Annotated in this window: 18 protein-coding genes and 1 tRNA gene; 5 read left to right on the top strand and 14 right to left on the bottom strand. The window is 46.4% G+C overall.

The window, feature by feature from the left end; translation table 11 throughout:
• Positions 1-106: 106 nt before the first annotated feature.
• A complete protein-coding gene (locus QUA36_RS16880) occupies positions 107-634 on the top strand; it encodes a hypothetical protein (protein ID WP_333458466.1) in 528 nt (175 codons plus the stop codon).
• A gap of 114 nt (positions 635-748) precedes the next feature.
• Here the strand turns inward: QUA36_RS16880 and QUA36_RS16885 are convergent.
• From QUA36_RS16885 to QUA36_RS16910, 6 genes are all read right to left on the bottom strand, one after another.
• A tRNA-Val gene (locus tag QUA36_RS16885) sits at positions 749-820 on the bottom strand.
• Positions 821-945: 125 nt separating this feature from the next.
• Positions 946-1,158 (bottom strand): DUF2839 domain-containing protein, encoded by a 213-nt coding sequence (locus QUA36_RS16890; RefSeq protein WP_333292984.1) that lies wholly within the window; start codon positions 1,156-1,158, stop codon positions 946-948.
• Positions 1,159-1,223: 65 nt separating this feature from the next.
• Positions 1,224-2,732, bottom strand: a complete 1,509-nt coding sequence (locus QUA36_RS16895) for a helicase C-terminal domain-containing protein (protein ID WP_333458467.1) — start codon at positions 2,730-2,732, stop codon at positions 1,224-1,226.
• A gap of 22 nt (positions 2,733-2,754) precedes the next feature.
• On the bottom strand, positions 2,755-4,284 hold the full coding sequence (locus tag QUA36_RS16900; protein ID WP_333454744.1) for a pentapeptide repeat-containing protein: 1,530 nt from the start codon (positions 4,282-4,284) through the stop codon (positions 2,755-2,757).
• 79 nt (positions 4,285-4,363) lie between these two features.
• A complete protein-coding gene (locus QUA36_RS16905) occupies positions 4,364-5,926 on the bottom strand; it encodes a pentapeptide repeat-containing protein (RefSeq protein ID WP_333167926.1) in 1,563 nt (520 codons plus the stop codon).
• Positions 5,927-6,022: 96 nt separating this feature from the next.
• Positions 6,023-7,585, bottom strand: a complete 1,563-nt coding sequence (locus tag QUA36_RS16910; protein WP_333167924.1) for a pentapeptide repeat-containing protein — start codon at positions 7,583-7,585, stop codon at positions 6,023-6,025.
• A gap of 38 nt (positions 7,586-7,623) precedes the next feature.
• On the opposite strand from QUA36_RS16910, the gene QUA36_RS16915 reads away from it, so the two are divergent.
• The 3 genes from QUA36_RS16915 (at position 7,624) to ccmS (ending at position 11,068) form a co-directional block, all read left to right on the top strand.
• Complete coding sequence (locus QUA36_RS16915) at positions 7,624-8,463, top strand: prephenate/arogenate dehydrogenase (protein ID WP_333454745.1); 840 nt, start codon at positions 7,624-7,626, stop codon at positions 8,461-8,463.
• 207 nt (positions 8,464-8,670) lie between these two features.
• The gene (locus QUA36_RS16920; RefSeq protein WP_333210410.1) at positions 8,671-10,467 is read left to right on the top strand and encodes an ABC transporter ATP-binding protein; all 1,797 of its coding nucleotides are present in this window, start codon (positions 8,671-8,673) and stop codon (positions 10,465-10,467) included.
• Between the two features lie 169 nt (positions 10,468-10,636).
• Positions 10,637-11,068: a beta-carboxysome assembly chaperone CcmS gene (ccmS, locus tag QUA36_RS16925; protein WP_333458468.1), complete on the top strand. Its 432-nt coding sequence runs from the start codon at positions 10,637-10,639 to the stop codon at positions 11,066-11,068.
• A 105-nt stretch (positions 11,069-11,173) separates the two neighbouring features.
• Here the strand turns inward: ccmS and QUA36_RS16930 are convergent, their stop codons facing one another.
• The 6 genes from QUA36_RS16930 to QUA36_RS16955 all read right to left on the bottom strand — a co-directional run bounded on the left by QUA36_RS16930 (position 11,174) and on the right by QUA36_RS16955 (position 18,197).
• Positions 11,174-11,824 carry a HEAT repeat domain-containing protein gene (locus QUA36_RS16930; protein WP_333458469.1) on the bottom strand — a complete coding sequence of 217 codons (651 nt, stop codon included), beginning with the start codon at positions 11,822-11,824 and terminating at the stop codon, positions 11,174-11,176.
• 8 nt (positions 11,825-11,832) lie between these two features.
• Entirely contained in the window at positions 11,833-12,522 is a 690-nt protein-coding gene (locus tag QUA36_RS16935; RefSeq protein WP_333458470.1) for a HEAT repeat domain-containing protein, read from the bottom strand.
• A gap of 41 nt (positions 12,523-12,563) precedes the next feature.
• The gene (locus QUA36_RS16940; RefSeq protein WP_333458471.1) at positions 12,564-15,479 is read right to left on the bottom strand and encodes a HEAT repeat domain-containing protein; all 2,916 of its coding nucleotides are present in this window, start codon (positions 15,477-15,479) and stop codon (positions 12,564-12,566) included.
• A 258-nt stretch (positions 15,480-15,737) separates the two neighbouring features.
• The gene (locus QUA36_RS16945; RefSeq protein ID WP_333458472.1) at positions 15,738-16,673 is read right to left on the bottom strand and encodes a fused MFS/spermidine synthase; all 936 of its coding nucleotides are present in this window, start codon (positions 16,671-16,673) and stop codon (positions 15,738-15,740) included.
• 186 nt (positions 16,674-16,859) lie between these two features.
• Positions 16,860-17,459: an adenylate/guanylate cyclase domain-containing protein gene (locus QUA36_RS16950; RefSeq protein WP_333458473.1), complete on the bottom strand. Its 600-nt coding sequence runs from the start codon at positions 17,457-17,459 to the stop codon at positions 16,860-16,862.
• 6 nt (positions 17,460-17,465) lie between these two features.
• Complete coding sequence (locus QUA36_RS16955; protein ID WP_333451955.1) at positions 17,466-18,197, bottom strand: response regulator; 732 nt, start codon at positions 18,195-18,197, stop codon at positions 17,466-17,468.
• 325 nt (positions 18,198-18,522) lie between these two features.
• Between QUA36_RS16955 and QUA36_RS16960 the strand changes: the two genes are divergently transcribed.
• Positions 18,523-18,882, top strand: coding sequence for a hypothetical protein (locus QUA36_RS16960; protein ID WP_333458474.1), 360 nt, complete (start codon positions 18,523-18,525; stop codon positions 18,880-18,882).
• Between the two features lie 156 nt (positions 18,883-19,038).
• On the opposite strand, the gene QUA36_RS16965 is transcribed toward QUA36_RS16960, so the two are convergent.
• Both QUA36_RS16965 and QUA36_RS16970 read right to left on the bottom strand, forming a co-directional pair.
• A complete protein-coding gene (locus QUA36_RS16965) occupies positions 19,039-19,944 on the bottom strand; it encodes an ABC transporter substrate-binding protein (RefSeq protein WP_333458475.1) in 906 nt (301 codons plus the stop codon).
• 320 nt (positions 19,945-20,264) lie between these two features.
• Positions 20,265-21,050, bottom strand: a complete 786-nt coding sequence (locus QUA36_RS16970) for an ABC transporter ATP-binding protein (RefSeq protein WP_333458476.1) — start codon at positions 21,048-21,050, stop codon at positions 20,265-20,267.
• Positions 21,051-21,068 lie beyond the last annotated feature (18 nt).

A 21,068-nucleotide genomic window follows, 5' to 3' on the forward strand; every position in this document is an offset into this window, starting at 1 on the left:
TTATAAAATGGAACCGAAAAATAAAAAATAAAGGTAACTTAGTTAATGCAGTTTAGATGTCGAACAGCTTATCATCCCTCCATTGACCGAGCCAAGCAATAAAAAAATGATTGCCGTAGTGGGTGATAAAACATTGCTAGACACGACAACCAAGACGGGCTACCGATTGTGCGTACCGATGCTTGCGCCGACTCATCCTGACTTGATAGAGCGTCTAGAAATTAAGTCAGGTAAACCGCCTGAAATCCGTTTACTCTCAAGTAATTCGGAAACGATTTCTAGAGCTTATGCTAAGAGAGGGCGCGAGGCTCTAGTGGGATGGAGTAAGAACTTAAGCCAGACTCATGCTTTACGTCACCTAGCTAATCTCAATGGTCAGATGGCGGGGATTTCTCAAGAAACGAGAGCAAAAAGCCTGGGACATTCACCACAGATCAATGAAAACGTTTACAAGCGTCGCGCCAGTAGCAGCACAACCATTGACTTGCTAACTCACTCTACAAAAGAAGCTATTCCTTTAAATGACGCTATTGGGGTGCTTAAACAAATGGGTGGCAAAAAAGACTTGATTGCCTATACGGCTGCTATCTATGGCATTACGCATGAGGAAGTTATGGAACTACTGGCAGATTAAGTTTATTGCTGAGCTTAGCTTACCCCCACCTATGGGGTTTTTTATTGGCTGAAAATGGAATTCTTGAGGGGATGGCGAATCTAAAACTGTTGATTCGTAAACGATTAAAATTAATGGGCAATGCAGGATTTGAACCTGCGACCCCTTCCGTGTGAAGGAAGTGCGCTACCACTGTGCTAATTGCCCGCAGATAATTACCATACCATACCAAGTCCAAATTCGCAACTAAATTTTTCCTAAAAAATCAGCCGCTTGTTTCGGAGTTTAACTCGACACAATGCCAAGAATACAGGCATTTGTCGAGTCTGGCATCAGTTAACCTGCCACCAACCCGCCGACGGGCCGACAAACCGCACTACAATCCACCAAACAACCAAAAGACTAATCCCGATCCAGCTTCCGCGACTTGTCCACTTCACAAAATCTTCGCTTTGGGTTTTCGTGATTGGCAGCCAGGGAACGATGCGCTCTTCTTTACCGTATTCGTCGCCGATCGACTCTTTGCGACGCTTAGCTTCACCCATAATCTTTGTCTGCTAAATTAGATTTCAACTCAATACCTAACCAAATTATAGGCCAACAGGTCATCTCAAGCCTGCGTCAGCCAAGTCGTATCCAAATAATCAATCCTCGCAAAAGGACTCAAAGCCGCTAAAACCTGCTGTCCATAACTGCGGTGAATCACCCGGCTGTCGAAAATCGCCACCACCCCTTGACGTTCTCGCACAGGCGCGATCGCCCGCTGCAACTCATTCAGCGCCGCCGGCAGCAAATACAACCGAAACCAATCCCTGCGCTGCTCCTTATAATAAGCCACACGCGCCGTCACCAAAGGATTTTCCAAAGAAGGTAGCGGCAAAGTTGCGATCGCCAGCAAGTGAGGCGCGCTCAATTCCCCCTGATGTTCCCGCCAAAACTCCCACCCAGTCACCAAAATCGCATTCTCGCCCACATCAGTCTTTTCTACCTGCACGCGAGAACCGAACTCAGAAGCCAAAATCGCCGCCAGCCGAGCCCTCAGCGGTACATCACCAACAATCAGCACCGTTAAACCCGCCACCGACGCGCTCATCAACAGCAAAGTCCGACTTTCTTCAATTAAAACACCCTGAAATTCCGGCGTATTTGGCAGCGGCAGCCAGTTGGGAATGTACAGTTGAATTAATTCGCTTTGTCGATCGGGCGAAAACTTAACGCTCGTCAACTCTGGCAGTCCCAGCATTTGCCGGAAGATCGGAGCCTTCGGTTCCACATCCACCGCCCCCCCAATCAACACGACAGGCTGATAATCCCAAATTTTGCTCAAAACCTCAGCCACCTGCACCGGCGCGCAGAACAGAGAAAATGAGCCAGCCTCCCGATGAATTTCCGCCCACCGCAGTTTTCCGTTTACTTCCCACCGCTGCCAAAAATTGCTCCAAGCAGCCGGAATCAGCGAATTCGGCTCGATCCTTTCAAACAGCCCCTCCAAAATATTTTGCTCTGCAGTTTCCAGCAAATAGCACTCCTCTGGTTTCGCCGGATGCTGAAAGAAAGCCCGCGTTAGCATTACCCGCCCTTGGAGGATTGCATCGGCTTCCAAAGGCTGAGATTGCATTAAATCATTCCAGTCAGCAGGTTGCAAACACGCCGTCAATTGCTGGCGCGTCCAAACTTCCAAGTCATCCACACCGTCGATAATTGTCGGAATATTGCTGTGAAGTTCCGAATTCCCCGCCAAGCGAGCCGCCAGCCAAGACTCTGGATCGGCTAGCATCAATCCTCGTCCAGTGGCACGATCGGAATAAGTCTCGATCGACTTATCAGTTTGCAGCCACTCTTGCAAACGCGGAATTTCCACAGCTCTCAAATGCTCAATCAGCCGTGTCGGCGCCACCAAAATCACAGGTTCCGGCCACATCAAAATCGGCATCAAATAGCTGACTCGATACCGCTGTCGGTAAGCTCCAGCCGGAAGCCCCGTTTGGATCAGAGCGCTGCGCCCCAAGCGCAACGCCCGCGCCACGAGCCGCGCCATCGTTAAATGGTGGGGCCAGTGCGGCTCGGAGTGCGATCGCAGGAAGCGGAGCAGCGAATTGTGGACTTCTACCTCAATCAATCGGTTTTAAAATTGACATTTCTCACTCAACATAATCAAAACTGGCCAGAAAATCAACTACTTTTTGACCGAGAGGCAAACTGAATTTACTCTCCTGATGAGTTGCACCTCCCTTCCCAAAATTCCCGTGAGAATTCACCATCAAACTCTCCTGTCCCGAACTAATTAAAATAGTTTGGGTAGGTGACTCAAAAAACTTTGTTGGCTGACTCACCCGTGATATATCAGAGACCAAATTTATCAACTCATTTAATTTATTTGTAGCTATACTCAATGCTTTACGCAACTGTAATATTTGTTTTTCTTCCAAATTTTGAGTTTCGATATTTTTGCCAATAACCATAATATTTGTCTGAGTTTGTACAGCATCCTTAAAAGGAAGAATCGCCAAAAAAGCTGCTGGCAATAAATACTCATCGCTCTCAAATCTAAAAGTTAGAGTTGTGCGGCGGTAGCCGACTTCAATATTAGGAGGAAAATTCATTGCCCGGTAATGCCGAGCTATTTCGCTGTAAGCTGTTGCTAAGGTGCTGTTTGCTGAGTAGTCTAAAAGTGCGTCAACCACAATTTGCACTAACCCAGGCGTGTGATTTAAAAATTTTCTCGATTCTGACGGCGAATTAAATTGTTGAATCTGAGTGCGATCGCCTGCGGGGCTGAGGTCAACCCACTGGCAAGTAATATCATCTGCGATGATGCCACATCGAGGAACCAAATACAGTTTTGCTCCTGTTAAAGTTGCTCCCCTCAAATCAGCGCCCACCCAATCTGCATTAATCAAATTTGTTTCTGTCAAATCAGCGTGAACGAAACTAGCACTTCCTAAATTAGTATTTCTTAAATCTGCTCCGTTAAGGTTAGCTCCGCTCAATTTAGCACTGCTGAGATCAGCGCCGTTGAGGTTAGCTCCCGTCAAATCAGCCCATTTGAGGTTAGCTCCGCTCAAATTGGCACTGCTGAGATTCACCTGTTGCAAAGAAGCTTGTCTCATATCGGCATTGTTAAAATTAACGCCGCTAAGTTCTGCTTTCGTCAAATCTGCGCCGTGTAAGTTAGCTTCTTGAAAGTTAGCTGAAGCAGCCGAAGCACCTCTGAGATTTGCACCGGAAAGATTAGCAGCGCACAGGTTAGCTTCCGTCAGTTTTACCTCTCTTAAATCTGCTTCAGTCAGGTTTGCACCGCTGAAGTTAGTTTTGCTGAGTTCGCAGCGGACTAATTCGCTTCTAATCAGGGATGCTCGGATTAATTGAGCTGCACTTAAATCGGCTCTCACTAAGTTTGCTACGTTGAGAGTAGCCCCGTTTAAGATTGCCCGCGAGAGGTTGGTACTGCTGAGTCTAGCCACATTCAGGTTAGCTTCGCTCAAGTTAGCTTCGCTCAAGTTAGCGCCGCTGAGGTTGGTGACAAATAAGCTAGCCCCCCTTAAATTTGATTGGCTGAGGTTGATGCGGCTGAGATTAGCTTCATTCAGGTTGATTCCTGTGAAATCTCTGTCGCCTTCAGTGTATCTTTTGACGATTGCAAATCGTTTGAGCAGTTCTTCAGCTTCCATTTGTTTACCTGAATAAAATGGCGATCGGCTAACTTTTATATGGCATGAAGAGAAATGATATCAAATTAATTTATAGTATTTACTCACCGAGCTGATAAAAGCTTTTGACAAACTCAATGACCGTATTGAGTGGCGGAGTGGTAAATCTTTGAGCTTTAATTGCAGGACTGATAGATGTTTTGTTGACTCCGGGCAAATTTGTCAAGTTTCTGCCAAAATCTGGGTGATAGTGAATCATCAAAGTTTCGGCGCTGGAGTTGGCCAGTACAGTTTGGGTAGGTGATTGGAAAAAACTTGACATCGGTTCGCGATCGAGGCGAATCGGCTGAATTTTCATTTCCCCTATTTTTCTCATTGTTTTGGTCAGGGCTACGTTTAATTGCACTACCATATTTGAGACTCTGACGCCCAGGTTATTACCACTTTGGGGTTGAATCATCTTGATCAGAGTAATCAAATTTTTCTGAGTAAATGCTGCATCACTAAAGGGAATAATTGCAACGAAAGCGGTGGGAAATAGTTGCTCGTCCTGTTCTATTTTAAATGATATGATTGTACGCCTGGAATTAACTTCGATACTGGGAGGATGGTTCAAAGCAGGGTATTGACGGGCAATTTGGCGGTAGGTAGCTGCAAGGACAAAGTTAGCATCGGGGTCGAGGGGTCGATCGACAATAATTTGAACTGTCGGCGGTGTAGCATTGAAAAACCTTTGAGATTCTTCTGGGGTAAAGCGCTGAATGTGGCTGCGATCGCCGTTAGGACTGAGGTCAACCCAATCGCAGGTAATGTCATCTGCTTTCACATCAAACCTAGACACCGCGTAAATTTTTGCCCCCGTCAGGGCCGCCCCCGTCAAATCTGCGCCCACCCAATCAGCGTGAATCAAATTCGCTTGAGTCAAATCTGCGTGTACCAGAGTAGCGTTCAACAGATTGACATTGCTCAAATTTGCCCCGTACAAGTTCGCCCCGCTCAATCTCGCTTCATCGAGGTCAGCGCCGGTCAGGTTCGCCCCGCTGAGGTCAGCCCACCGGAGATTAGCGCCTCGCAAGTCAGCGCCACTAAGGTTTGCCTGAGAAAGATTAGCTTGTCTGAGTTCGGCATTGCAGAGGTTGACTCCTCGCAAGTCTGCCCTGCTGAGGTCGGCTCTGTGCAAGTTTGCTCGTTCCAAGTTGGCCGCTGTTAGAAAAGCGCCTCTCAGGTGAGCCCCGCTGAGGTCGGCTTGCTCTAGATTGGCTTCTCTGAGGGTGGCTTCTCTTAAATCTGCTTCGCTGAGGTTTGCCCCGCTTAAGTTTGCACTGCTGAGGTTGGCTCGGATCAGTTCGGATCTGATCATTGTAGCTTCGACGAGTTGGGCTTCGCTGAGATCGGCTCGAATCAAGTTAGCCACGTTGAGGATAGCGCCGCTGAGGTTGGCTTTGTAGAGATTTGCACCGCTGAGTCTGGCAACATTGAGTTTGGCTTTTCTCATGTTGGCGTTTGACAAATTGGTGCCACTCATGTTGGTGAGACTCAAGATTGCCTCACTGAAATTAGCCCCACTGAGATCGATCCTGCTGAGATTTGCCTCGCAAAGGAGGATGGCAGTAAAGTCTCTTTCTCCTGCTGCATATTTGGTGATGAGTTCTTCGGCATCCATGCTTTTCAATTTCCCTGATGTCTTAGCTAGAACAAAGCTTTATTGTGCCAACTTTTAAACTAGAATAAGCATTTTCTGTAACTTGATGCAATATGCTTAGACATCTATATTGTGGAAGCCTTTTATAAAATCCAAAATGCTAGTGATATTAGCTTGAGCCAATTTTGTGCTTTCGGCTAACTTCCCCGATGTTGAGTTACTTGGATCGTATTTTTTAATCAGGCGCTTGCCGAAGGCTGGGTGGTGATATACGCTGAGTCTTTGATCGCGAGAATTAATTAAGCTCATCTGTGTTGGAATCTGAAAAAAATTGATGCTTTCGCCTATTTTTGGAAAAGAACTGGAAATTTTGATTTGGTCTACTTTGCTGATAGCTTGGTTAAGAGCTTTGCTGCATAACTGGACGTGTTTAGATTCTTTGACGTTAAGTTTGCCTGCATCGTGGGATTGAATCATTTTCATCAAAGCTATTAGGTTTTTTTGAGTTGTGGCAGCGTCGTTAAAAGGAATGATGGCAACGTAAGCGGTGGCAAATAATTTATCGTCGCTGTCCATTTTAAATGCGAGTACGGTGCGCCTGGAGCTGACTTCGATCGTGGGAGGCTGACTTAAACTCGGGTATTGTTGGGCAATTTGGTAATAAGTTGCAGCTAGTGCAAAATGAGCGCCTTGGTCTAAGGGCGAGTCAATCACGATCCGAACTGTGGGCAAGGTTTCATGAAAAAATTCGTGGGTTCCTCCCGAGTTCAACCAGTAAATTTGGCTGTGGTCGCCGTTGGGGCTAAGATCAACCCACTTGCAGGTCATGCCTTCGGTTTTGATGCCGAGCCGCGAAACTGCGTGAAGTTTTGCTCCGGTTAAGGTGGCTCCGGTTAAGTCGGCTCCAATCCAGTCGGCGCGGATCAGATAGGCATTTGACAGGTCGGCGTGAACTAAGCTGGCATTCAGCAAGTTGGCGTGGCAGAGGTCGGCTCGGCTGAGGTCGGCGCCGCTCAATTTGGCTTCGCTCAAGTCTGCCCAGCGGAGATTGCAGCCGCTGAGAATGGCCCAGCGCAAATTGACGCCGCTGAGGTCGGCGCCGCTGAGTACGGCTTGAGTGAGGTTGGCTTGTCTCAGTTCTGTGCCTCGCAAGTCGGCGCCGCTGAGGTCGGCTCGGCTAAGGTCGGCTCCTTGCAGGTTGGCTTGTTCGAGGTTGGCTTCTGTCAAGCACGCGCCGCTGAGGTGAGCGCCTCGAAGGTTGGCTTGAGCGAGGTTGGCTCCTCGAAGGGTAGCTTCGGTGAGGGTGGCGCCGCTGAGGTTGGCTCCGCTAAGGTTGGCTCCGCTGAGCTCGGCTCGAATTAGCTCGGCTCTGATCAGTTTGGCTCCTGTGAGTGTGGCTTTTTTGAGGTCAACTCGCACTAGGTAGGCGACATTGAGGTCGGCGTCGGTGAGGTCGGCGCCACCTAGATGGGCGCCACTGAGTCTGGCGATGTTGAGTTTGGCACCTGTGAGGTTGGTTTTGCTGAGGTTGGCTCCGCTCAGGTTTGCTACACTCAGATTCGCACCCTTGAGGTTGGCTCCGCTCAAGTTGACGCCGCTGAGGTTGGCCTCAGTCAGGTTGATTCCGGCAAAGTTTCTTTCTCCGGCGGCATATTTTTTCAGGAGTTCCTCGACTGTCATGGGGGCGGCACCGTATCAAATATCCCCATTTTATTGCTATGAATATCGGTATTGTAGGACTGGGTTTAATTGGCGGCTCGATCGGGCTGGATTTACGATCGCGCGGGTTTAATGTTTTGGGGGTTTCGAGTCGGCAGCAGACTTGCGATCGGGCGCAAGCTCGCGGTGTTGTCAATGAAGCCAGCATAAACCTGTCTCTGATGGCAGCAGCCGATGTGGTTTTTATTTGCACGCCGCTGGGGTCGATCGAGCCGATCGTCCGAGAGTTGGTGCCCTATCTTTCCCCTGATACCATTGTAACCGATGTCGGTTCCGTAAAAACACCCATAGTGCAGGCTGTGTCTTCTCTGTGGCCGAATTTTGTAGGGGGACACCCGATGGCGGGGACTGCTGAAAGCGGAATTGAGGCGGCGGTAAAGGATTTGTTTGTGGGCCGGCCTTATGTGGTGACGCCGACTGCCCAGACGCCGACGCTTGCGCTGGATAAGGTTGAGGAAATTGCGCGGTTGCTGGGTGCTAAAGTTTACCGATGTGAGCCGATCGAACACGATCGAGCTGTGGCTTGGATTTCTCATTTGCCGCTCATGGCGAGCGCGACGCTGGTTGCTGCGTGCGATCAAGAGGGCGATCGGGATATTGTTAATTTAGCCCAACATTTGGCGAGTTCTGGTTTTCGGGACACGAGCCGCGTTGGCGGCGGCAATCCCGAACTGGGAGTGATGGTGGCAAAGTACAATCGAGAGGAATTATTGCGATCGCTCTCTCTTTACCGCGACAGTCTCGACGAGTTCATCAGCGATATTGCAGCGGAAAATTGGCAAAGTCTCGAACACAAGCTGAAGCAGACTCAACAAGCAAGACAGAATTACAACTTGTGAGCCAAAAATTACAAGCCAATTCAACCAGTAATTGACGTTCAGGTTGAGGCGCAAATAGTTGGTGTAGTCGCTAAAATGAAGCCAGTGTTAACGTTTAAAGCCTAGGAACGGGGCATTTGAGAATTAGAAATTAAACAAGGGTAAGGTGCGCGCCGAGCACCCTACTAATTTTTAATTCTCGGCCCTATTTCCGATGCCCCATGCCCTATGAATGATTCTCAAGTATCACCAAATCCATCAAAACCTGTCCATCCCCTAAAGCGGCTGATGAAGTACGGGCGCCGCTACCGCCTGAAAGCTTGGCTGGCCAGTATCTGTTCGCTGCTGAATAAATTCTTTGATTTAGCGCCGCCAGCATTAATCGGTATTGCCGTTGATGTGGTGGTGAAACAGCAAGATTCTATCCTCGCTCAGTGGGGCATAAAAGATGTCTTTTGGCAACTGGCAATTATCACTCTTTTGAGCGCGGTTGTTTGGACGTTGGAATCTCTTTTTGAATATGCCTATGATTATTTGTGGCGCAATTTGGCTCAGGATATTGAACACGATTTGCGTCTGGAAGCTTACAGTCATTTGCAGGAATTAGAATTAGCTTATTTTGAAGAACGCAGCACGGGCGGTTTGATTTCTATTCTCAATGATGATATCAATCAACTCGAACGTTTTTTGGACGACGGTGCTAATGAGGTAATTCAGGTAATTACCACTGTTGTTGTGATTGGCGCGGCTTTTTTTGCTGCATCTCCTGGTGTTGCTGGGCTGTCAATGCTGCCGATACCTTTTATTATTTGGGGTTCGATCGCCTTTCAAAATCGCCTTGCTCCTTTCTATGCTGATGTGCGGGAAAAAGTGAGTTTTTTGAACGGGCAACTGTCGAATAATTTGATGGGAATTACTACTATTAAAAGTTTTACTTCCGAAGATTATGAAATTCAGCGTATCGAAGCACAAAGCCAAGCTTACCGCCAAAGCAACCGACGGGCGATCGCACTTTCGGCAGCTTTTATTCCGCTAATTCGGGTTGTGATTTTCTTGGGGTTTATTGCAACACTATTTCTGGGCGGTTTGGAGGTGGTGGCGGGCCGGTTGTCTGTGGGGACTTACAGCGTTTTGGTGTTTTTAACCCAGCGGTTGCTGTGGCCACTGACTCGCCTGGGAGATACTCTGGATCAATACCAGCGCGCAATGGCTTCTACTAATCGGGTGATGAATTTGTTGGATACTCCGATCGCAATTCGCACGGGTGATATTCGGCGGCCTGTTAGTTCGATTAAGGGTGAGTTGGAATTTAAAAATGTTACCTTTTCTTATAATCAAAGAAAGCCGATTTTGCAGTATTTTTCGTTGACTCTGCCGGCGGGCAAAACTACTGCGATTGTTGGCGCTACTGGTTCGGGCAAAAGTACGCTGGTGAAACTAATCTTGAGGCTGTACGAGGTACAGTATGGCAATATTTATCTCGACGGTATAGAATTAAATAACCTGAATTTAAAAGATTTACGGAGAGCGATCGGATTGGTGAGTCAAGATGTGTTTTTATTTCACGGTACGGTGGCTGAAAATATTGCTTACGGCAGTTTTGAGGCTAACAATCGAGAGATAGTAAATGCTGCGAAAATTGCGGAGGCTCACGAGTTTATCGTACAATTGCCGGACGGTTACAACACTATTGTAGGGGAACGCGGTCAAAAATTGTCGGGGGGTCAGCGGCAGCGAATTGCAATTGCACGGGCTGTTTTGAAGAATCCGCCGATTTTGATTCTTGATGAAGCTACTTCAGCGGTGGATAACGAGACTGAGGCGGCAATTCAGCGATCGCTCGAACGAATTACCAAAAATCGCACTACAATTGCGATCGCCCACCGTCTTTCTACTGTCCGCAATGCCGATTGCATTTGTGTCATGGAAGAGGGGCTGGTGGTAGAATCGGGGCAGCACGAACAACTGATCGAACAGGACGGAATTTATGCGGCGCTCTGGCGCGTGCAATCTGGTATAAGATAGAAACGCAGCGGTTTTGGGTAATTGGGAATTGCTAATTTGTAATTGGGGATGGGCCATTGGGCATGGGTAACTAATGACAACAGTCAACTGCCAACTGCCAACTGCCAACTGCCAACTGCTAACTGACAACTGACTGTAAAATATTAGTTTATACAAACAAGAAGAGAAAATGTTTCTATTTGATAGCCCTGAGTCTAAACCCAACGAAAATAGCTGGAGTCGGAAATTAGATAAATTTGTGAAAGCTAATCAACATGAATTGGCTGCTTTGGCTTGGGGGCTATTTCTGGAAAGGGGAGAGGAAAGCGAGGAGATTTTGGCAATTGATGTTGCAGAAACTGCGCGTTTTGTGTATTGTAAGAAAGAGGCGGTTGAAGAGTTGAACCGTCAAGTAAAAAGTCATATTCAGGAAGTTGTAGGTGTGTTGAACGCTCACAAGCCTGAGAAGGAAGTGGCGATTTTGGCGATCGGTGAAGGTCAAATTAAGTTGATTCTTTTTGAACCTAAGCCTGAACCTCCTGTTTGTTTTGAGGAAGCTGCAACAGATGTTGATACATTGTTGGCTAAGCTGGAACAGCAGATGGTTGAATGTATGAAATAGCACTTAGCATGGGGGTTCAGAAACCGGGTTTTTTTACGAAAATACACAGGTTGCAGCCAACAGATTCGGTAAAAAACCCGGTTTCTTTGGTTGGTATAAGATATTTTAGTTACCGGGGAGTTGTTTGCGGTTGCGATCGTATATTTCATAGAGTCGCTGAGCCATTGCGATCGGAATTCCCAACGCTGGAGCCACGATTTTGATGCCTTCTACGCCGCCTGCAAACACTAGGCTTAAAAGGTCTATCCAGCCCCGCCATTCTTGCGGATTATCCTGATATATAGTTGCCAATGCACGCTGGATGATGTCAAGAATTTCTGCTTCTGAAGCTTCGGGATATTGTTGGCGAATGTTTTGAAGTTGTTGCGAAAATTCGCTAACTGCTTCCGCTTGTTTGGGGTCGGGAAAGGTGTAGTTGTATTGAAATCCTACCATGTCACCCTGAACATTCACTTCATCATTATTGATGCTGCCGACTTGATTGATATGGAAAGTGTTTTGATTTTTAGATGGTTCTGTCATAAGTGTTATTAATTCTGGTTTGGCGATGAGAACAAGGGCATCAATTGCGCTCAGGCGCACTTGAATATCGGGGTCTGTTGAGACAGCATGGTAAAGCTCAGGAATAGTTGACTCGATGCCCAATTTTCCTAATGATACGGCAGCTTTGGCACGGATTATGGGATCATCTGAATCTCGCAAGAGTTTGCAAAGGATTAGGACGATCGCCTGTTGGTTTTCTGGGGTAATTGCCACAGTTGTCTTTAAGCAACCGGGTACTGGGCAACGCTACCCAAGGCATCGACGGCGCTTTCTCTGACGTGCGCGTTTGAGTCTTCTAGCAACCGGATCAAGACTGGAATTATATCTTCGTTACCCAGTTTTCCCAGGGCGATCGCGCTCACTTGACGAATTTCCGCATCTGGATCTTCAAGGAGTTTGAGTAAAGCCGGAATTGCCGCCTCGGAACCAATTTTGCCTAACGCATCTATTGCACTTTTACGCACATCGTAGTTTGCATCTTCAACTAATTTGAGTAAAGCTGGAATTGCCGCCTCGGAACCAATTTTGCCTAACGCATCTGCTGCGCTTTTACGCACATCGTAGTTTGCATCTTCAACAAGTTTGAGTAAGGCCTCAATTGCTGCCTTGTCACCGATTTTGCCTAATGCTTCAGCCACACTTTGACGCACAAAGTTATCTGAATCTTGCCCCGCTGCTAGCAGGTGAGGAATGGAGGCTTTATCGTTCAGTTGTCCGAGGGCTTGGATGGCGCTGCGGCGGACTTCAGGAGAGGTGTCTTTGAGGGTTTTAACTAAGATGGGTGCGATCGCGACATCTCCTATTTTTCCCAATGCTTCTGCTGCTTTTGCCCTGACGGCGGGGCTGGCATCCTCTAGGGCGGTGCAAAAGGTATCTAGCACCATCTGCTGATATGCTGGGTTTTGAATCATGCTATGAGCCTCCGGTTGGGATAGCGCTTACCTTTGTTGTATCAATTTTTGGGGTGAATATTTTGCTGTGTGCCAACTTGGTCGCCTTTAACATTGACGGTTCCAGTGTTGAGATTCCCAACTTTCTCAATATTAAAGGTTTGCCCAGCCGAATTATTGGTCTTGGTTGATTCCGGTGTTAGGGACAACTGACGTATCGGGTAGTTGTAGTATTTACAGGCGGCTTGGATGGCGAGGATGAGACGGTGAACTTCTGTGCCGGATTTGGAGGGAATTAAGGTGAGGAGGTGGGGGAGATGGGGGGCGACTTTCTCTGTGTGCTGCTTAGCGATATTGGCTATCGCATTTGCCGCACTCGATCGCACATCAGAGTCTGAATCTTCAAGAAGTTCAAATAATCCCGGAATCGTCGGCTCAGAACCGATTTTTTCTAATATATCTACCATACTCAAAGGCAGAGCACAGCCTGAATCTTCAACCAGTTCAATTAATTTAAAAATAGCCGACTCATAACAGATGTTTTCTAACGCATCTCCCGCCATCTCACGCACATCCGGATCTGAATCTTCAACGAGTTGAAGTAAGCCCGGAATAGACTCTTCGGAGCCGATTTTTTCTAACGCATATATTACATTCAATCGTACATTTTTGTTTGAATTTTTAAGGAGTTTAAGTAAACCAGGAATCGCCTCTTCGGAACTAATTTCACCTAACGCATCTGCGGCCACCCAACCCACGTCCGGGTCTGAATGTTCAATAAGTTTAATTAAGCCAGGAATTGCCGCCTCGGCCTCATAACCGATCGCGCCTAACGCATCTGCCGCCATCGAACACACATCGGGATTTAAATCTTGAAGGAGTTTAATTAAGCCAGGAATCGTTTCCTCTGAGCCAATTTCGTATAACGCATTTGCCACAATCCAACGCACATCTAGATCTGAATCTTGAACGAGTTGGACTAAGCCCAAAATTGCCTTTTCGGAACCGATTTCGCCTAACGCATATGCCACGCTTAATCGTACATCAGGGTCTGAATCTTTAACTAATTTAAGTAAGCCTATAGTCGCAGCCTCAGAACCAATTTGACCTAACACATCTGCCGCAATCCAACCCACATCAGAATCTGAATTTTTAGCTAATTTCAGTAAGCCCGGAATTGCCTCATCGGAACCGATTTCACCTAATGCATCTGCTGCACTTATTCGGACATCAGGGTCTGAATCTTTAATTAGTTTAAGTAATTCAGAAATCGCTGCTTTAGAAGTAATTTTGCCTAATGCATCTGCCGCCTTACTACGAACATTAGAGTCTGAGTTTTTAGTGAGTTTAAGTAAACCAGAAATTGCCGCCTCACTATCAATTTTTTCTAACGCATTTACTGCATTTTTACGCACATCATGGTCGGAATCTTTAACGAGTTTCAGTAAGCCAGCAATCGCAGCCTCCGAACCAATTTTACCTAACGTATATGCCACACTTGATCGCACTTTCCAGTTTGAATCTTCAAGGAGTTTCAGCAATCCCGGAATCGCCACATCCGATTGCACTTCCCCCAAAAGCGCAACCTTCAACCACCCCGGCACATCCAACCCATCCACCAACCCAACCGTGCGCTTCTGAAACTCCCGCTGCACCTCCCCCGCCAGCCGCGCCCCCAACATCAAATCTACATCCAAAGCCAGCCGCACCACCCGCACCGCCTGCACCTCATCCCCCAACAACGACAGCATGAACGCCAGAGGCTCAGTCCATTTAAAATAATTTAAATAGAAATGCTGTAACCGTCGATCATAGATCGCATCATCATGCCTCTCAACCAACAGTTTCTGCAACGCCCGCCCCGCATAATACTCCTGAAATAATTGGTGATGAAACTCAATTTCCTCCGGTTTTGCCGCCACCTGCAACAGATGATGCTCCAGCAAATCCTCTAGCCATTCCTTCGCCTTGGTTGGCGCATCCAGCACTCCCCGATCGCCCAACCAGCCCTCCAAAATCCTCTCAGCCCGATCGCGAGAAATCGCCACCAAACCCTCCGTAGGCTGCTGCAAATCGCCCTGCAACATCACAAAAGCCAACTGCGGTAAAATATCCGATTTGAATCGCCGAAAATCATCTGAAACCGGGATACAACCCTTAAACTCGTCATACTGGCGATCGAACTTCTGAAACAACTCGCCCTTACTTTGGGGAATTTCCCCGGTATTTTCAAACACCTCGCACATCATCCACAACAGCAACGGCGTTTCTGCAATTTCTCGCAGGCGATCGCGCAATTGTTGCAGCAGCGAATCCCCATGTTGTGGCAAATGTTTGTGTACAAACTCTCGCATCTGCGGTTGCGTCAGCGCACACATCTCCAGTTGTTGCTCAATTCCCAAAAACCCACCCAGCGCCAAATCCCGCGTCGTGAAAATCATCGGCGTATCGGGATTGTCGTCGTGGAATAGCTGCAAATCTTGCCGCCTTTGTTGGGATGGCATCTCATTCACGCCATCCAGCAACAGCAGCAACCTGCCATCCAGCAGCAAATCATCCACCTCTTCCGGGCTAACTTTCAGCTTTGCTTGTCGAAATTCGGCACAGATTGCTTCTAAAATCGAGCGATCGCTCCTCAACTGCACCAACACCGGAATCTGTCGATCGCCCTCCTTGAGCGCTTTTAGTGCCAATTCCCACCGAAAACGCTGCAAAACCGTCGATTTTCCCGAACCGGGTTTGCCGACTAGCAGCACATTTCCCTGCGACACGTACTTGCGGAGTCCCGCCAGCACTTCCAGCCGATCGATTTTCGTTTCTGGTTTATTTTCTGCGGATCGAGGTTGCGATCGATCCTCCAGTGGAATTTCCACCCGCACCTCCACCTGTAAATCCGTCAGCGTGTAGAGATGCTGTTGTTTTTTATAAGACTCAACCAGGGATTGCAGATATTTAGGAAAATCAACTGGTGTCGCCATTTGATTATAGATTTTAGAATATGGATTGATTATAGAATTTTTTCTCGATCGGCGATCGATGCTGAAAATTCGGGACAAAATCACATCATATTAAATCCGGCTTTAGTACCCCCTTTTCTCTTAGTCCCCCTCTGCTCGGACTTCGTATGCGTAGACGCGATTTCCAATCTCCGGGCTATCTCAACATCGTGAAAGCCACATCAGCAACAGGCTTTCCGGCCTGTTCCACAAAGAGTAAACCGGGACTTATTATAGATATCAGAATAACCAGCAATCAAAATAACCAGCGGGCGGCGAATCGTCAAGCAAAATTTGAGCTTTGTCTAAATTAGGTAAAGCTTCCGCCAATTCTCTACCTACTTTTACCTCAAGCGCCCTGTCTGTTAATGGAAATGAAAATTGATGGCTATCTTGCAAATATTTTGCCTGAGCCACAATCTCATCTTTCTCCAAAATCTGGCTGTTGCTACCAATCAAAATGCTATTACTTTCCTGGCAAACACACAGGCACACCTGAGAAAACACACTTTGAAAAGTTGTGATTTTTTCGGCATAAAACTGATCTCTGTGCAGCAGATTTGCTACCACAACTCCCTCGCTTGACAAGTGTTTTTCGCAGATTTGATAAAATTCTTTGGTGGATAGGCGGTGCGGAAAGTAGCCGTTGCCAAAAGCTACGTCGATCATGATGATATCGTACTGAGTATCTGATTTTTGCTGCTCTAAATACTCTCGGCCGTCTTGAATTGTTACAGTTAGCCGATCGTCGAATTTCACCCCAAAGCACTGTGTAGCTGCTTCGATCGCGATCGGATCGACATCCGCACATTCTATAACAGTTTCCGGCAAATAGTGGTGCAAAACTAAGGGAATTCTGCCGCCGCCAAATCCAGCCATATAGATTCTTTGAGGTTGGCTTTGCCACACTAAACCCAACATCATCGCCTGAGTATATTCAGACACTAGATGTAAAGGATTGTTGAAATCGAAAAGAGATTGCAGTAAATCTGTTTGCCGATTTATTTTTTCTACTAAAGATAGCTTAATGTGCGATCGCTCTTTTGTGACTCCCACATAGTGAACACCAGACTCTTTGCAAAAAATAACTTTGTCTGGCTGTTGCTGCAGCCAAGCCAGCCGCTGTCGAATAGCGGATAAATTAATAGATTGCCAAGTTTTGTGTTCCTCAATCATCGGATTTTAAATTTTATTTAAATTCGATATTTTCTAAGAAAATAGCCTCATCAACCTGGTTTCTACCAAAATGGCTGAGTCGCCCGATATCGGTGAAGAAACCGGGTTTTTAGTGAAGGCTTGGGCAAGTCATCTTCTCATTTTCTAGCAAGGCAAAGAACGAGAAGACAACAGAAATTCACCTGATTATAGCCGCTTGTACGCCACCAATTCCAAACCTGAAACCGAAAGTTCCACTTTTTCCCAATCTTGCTTGTCACCTTCCAACTTTTCAAAGGCTGCTGAGGTAAGCAAAATCTCTCCGCGTTCCGCCAAATCCTCTCCTAGCTTAGATGCCAGATTAAATTCCGCTCCGTACATATCCTCTCCTTCTAGCATCAAAACATCTCCACAGCCAATACCAATGCAGAGGTAAATATCCATCTCCGGCGGCAGTGTCGTGTTGACAGCCGCCGTTTGTTTCAAAGAGTCGATCGCAGCTTCCACCGCTGATTTTACATCAGTAAAAACTGCAAAAATATTGTCTGCTTCCTCCTTAACTACAGTACCACCGTATTCTGAAATTATCGGTTTGACAATTCCGTGCATCCGGTGAATCATTGCCAAAAAATGAATAATTCCGTAGCGAACTGTCGTGCGCGAAAATCCCGACATATCCATTACTAAAATGGCGTAATTTTTGCGGAAAGAATCATTGATTTTTGCATCAATTTCCGCCATTCTTTCGGGATGCTCGTTTCTTTCTTGCAGCAGCTTTTCTAAGTTAGCGCGGTTATTTGTTTTCATTTTATTTTAATTAAATTCCCAATCCCGACACAGTTCTTGAGGGCGTCCAGCAGGATGCACCGCACAATTGATGCCATCCTTACCGTAATAATAATCGCAGACTTTGCAAGGTTTAGTTTGCTCTAATTTTTTCATCAAAATTGCCCGGATTGTCTGGACTCGGTTGCGATACTTGTTTGCATTCGAGTGACTCGGTTCAATTGCCAAAGCTTGCTCGAAAGCTGCTAAGCTGGAATCGTACAATTTAATAATTTGGGAGCTGTATTTTGTCCAAGCATCGGCATGGCTTTGATACAGTTCGACTGTACTTAAATTTAAAATTCCGTATTCTGTCCAAGCGTCGGCTGAAGCTCGATCGAACTTAATATTGGCATTGAGCAAAACTTTTTTGATCGTTGCCAAAAGTTCCCTCGGCTGCCAAGGTTTGCTAACATAAGCCTCGGCGCGATCGCCCTGGAACCTCGCAAATAAAGCTAACTGCTGTCCCTTGCCTGTTAAAAATACCACCGGTATGTTCCGAGTTTCGGGATTAGCTTTAATTAAACGACAAACCCCGTAGCCGTCCAGACGGGGCATTATGACATCTAATAATACTAAATCGGGGCAATTTTTCTCAATTTTATCCAGCGCTTCCACACCGTCAGATGCCTGAATTACATTCAATCCGCTGCATCTCAACTGATGTGAAATGCACTCCCGCTGGCTGCGGGAATCTTCCACCACTAAAACTGTACTCATCACTCCCCACCTGGTTTTTGAGGTAAACTTGTTCGCTGCTTCGAGTTGCCCTTGCTGAAATCAGTTTACCCGCATTGGAAGAGTTTGTTATCACTGGCAAGCTAGACTTACTAAAATTGCAACAAATCTTAAACTGGGAAGCAAAGGTGATACTTATCAGAAAATGCTGGTTCCTAATACGCGGACAATTATTCGAGGTTTAGGCGGTAAATATTCGGCTTTTAAGCCTTAATAACGGCAAATCGTACTGATATCGGACGAAAACCTTGTTGAATTGCAACAGATAATCGGCTACTGTATACCTTGAAGTTCTTAAGGACGACAAATGAATAGATTGCTCCTCACTTTATTGGTAAGTCCGACGCTGTTTGGATCTCTGATGTCTTTGAGCGCGATCGCAAATCCCGCTCAAATTGGCGAAACACCAAGCCAATCGGCTGATTCGCCCCGCTGCGTGCGATCGCCCCACACTCAGCGTCTGAGTTGCGTGCGCCTCCCCGCCAAAACCGTTGCTTCAAATTCTAAACCGACGATCGCTTGGCAGCGCCCTGCTGACGAACAGACGGCGATGCTGGATTTTTCGGAAGAAGAAAGCGATGCCGCCGTGGCGATGTTTGGCTGCGACTGCCCGGTTTGTATCAATTCCCTGCGCCAGTTGCGCGGTGTTCCCCTGTTACCGGTGTAAGGGCGATCAATCCAACAGCATTGGGAGTCAGTGTCAAAAACCTGGTTTCCGATCGCTGCGGACTTTGGAATGCCTTTAGCTTTCTCACTTTTAAAGAAATTGTAGTCAATTTGTTGCAGGATTCCTAGAGATTTTTTATCTCTCAAAATCGGATCTTTACTTTTTAGCTAGAACTTGTTTAAGTTGAACAGTTGCTTGCTCAATTTTTTCGATACTACCTGGGTTGACCAATCCATAGTAGTCAAAAACGTAAACTCGATTATTTTTTGTGGCTGTTAGTTGATTCCAAAATGAATCAGATTTAAATTGGTCTAAAATTCCTTCTCCCCGATCGACTATAATGATTACTTCGGGATTAGCTTCTAAAACCTTTTCCGCTGAAAGCGTCACGTAGCCTCGCACGGGGCTATCTCCTTGCAATTGGGCTGCGACATTTTTCACGTTAAACTTACCCAGCAAATCTCCAGCCCAACTGCTTTGATTCGGCGATAAAATCGGTTGTCTGCTTACCAAAACTAAAGTGGCGGGGCTTTGATTTGGGATGTCTGCTAAAAATGTTTGGTAGCGTTTTAACAGAGGTTCGGGATTTGTATTGAGGGATTTAGCTAAAGTTGTTGTTAACTCTTCTAGGGAGTTCCAGCTATCAACTTGAGTGAGTAAAGTTTTTATTCCTAGCTGCTGCAATTTTTGCATTGTTTGGTCATGAAATCCCGACGCACCTACCACCAAATCCGGTTTCAATGCGATAATTTTTTCCAAATTGGGAGGGGTGCGTTCGGCAGTGACTGCGGTAATCCCTGTAAATTTGGGGTTGCTGCTGACTAATTTGCTGCCGGGAATTCCTACAAGTTTGGTTGGGTCGAGTTGATGGATAATATCGGCGGTTAAAGGTGTTAAAGCTACAACTTTTTGTGCTGCTTCGCTGTTAGTTGTTTGTGGTTGATTGGCTGGCGAACCAGCAGGATTTGATTGCTGAATTTGGGGTGAAGTGGCGGCGGAGCAAGCGGTAAATGCTAAACTCAGCAACAGGATAGCGGTACGATAAAAAAAAGTTTTGTACATAGTTTAGGCGGGAGTTACAGCGAGTTTAGACCAGGTTGAGACAGAATTGACGGGAAGTTCGATCGCACTTTAGCGCTTAATGATTTAAATATCAATAGTTTACGGGAGATTGTGTATAAAAAACTGCATTTATTGCCGGAATTCGGATTTTTTAAGCATCTCTTAACTTTTATTCGACCCTTTGGAACCACTACTAGGCAATAGTTTAAAGCCTATGGCAATGAGAGAGAATAGCGGATTGCGGCAATAAGTTAATAGAAATAATTGTGAATAAATTGAGAACTTAGTGCGAGGGCAACGTTATACTTTTCATAAAAGTATTAAGTGTGAAGAGTGGGAGCGATCGCACAAATCTGCAAGCCTACAGAAGTTTCTAAAATTATAGCTTCTACACCAAAAGTCTTAGCTAAATTATCAGGAGTTAAAACTTGTGTCGGAGTTCCTACACAAAAAAGTTCTCCTTTCTTTAACATAGCAATCCGCGAACTGTACCTAGCCGCTAAATTGATTTCATGCAACACAGTAATAATCGTCAATTTGTGTTTTTGATTGAGTTGATTAAGCAGCTCTAACAATTGCAACTGATAGCAAATATCTAAATAAGTAGTAGGTTCATCTAATAGCAATACTTGCGGATTTTGAGCCAAAGCTAAAGCGAGGAAAGCGCGCTGGCGTTCGCCTCCTGAGAGTTGCTCAACAGGGCGATCGCGAAATTCCTCAATTCCAGTTTGACTGATAGCAACCTCCACCTTTTCCGCATCTTCCTTGCTCAATTCCCACTGCCACCAACCCTGATGAGGAGAACGCCCCAAACTAACTAATTGCCTTACCGTTAAACCTTCTGGCACTGTTTGCTGCTGCGGCAAAATTGCTAATTTTTGAGCGACAACAGCAGCAGGTTGAGTATGAATTGCTTTGCCATCAAGCAACACACTTCCCTGCTGCGGAGTTAGGATGCGACTAACTAACTTCAAAAAAGTAGACTTACCAGAACCGTTGGCACCGATGAGACTCAACCACTCACCAGGTTGTAAAGATAAAGTGATGTTGTGGGCGATCGCAATTTCGCCGTAACCACCAGTTAAATTTTGAATTTCTAAAGACATTATATTTTGGTAATGGGT

The sequence above is a fragment of the Microcoleus sp. Pol10D4 genome (assembly GCF_036701555.1).
In the GTDB taxonomy this organism is placed as follows: Bacteria; Cyanobacteriota; Cyanobacteriia; order Cyanobacteriales; family Microcoleaceae; genus Microcoleus.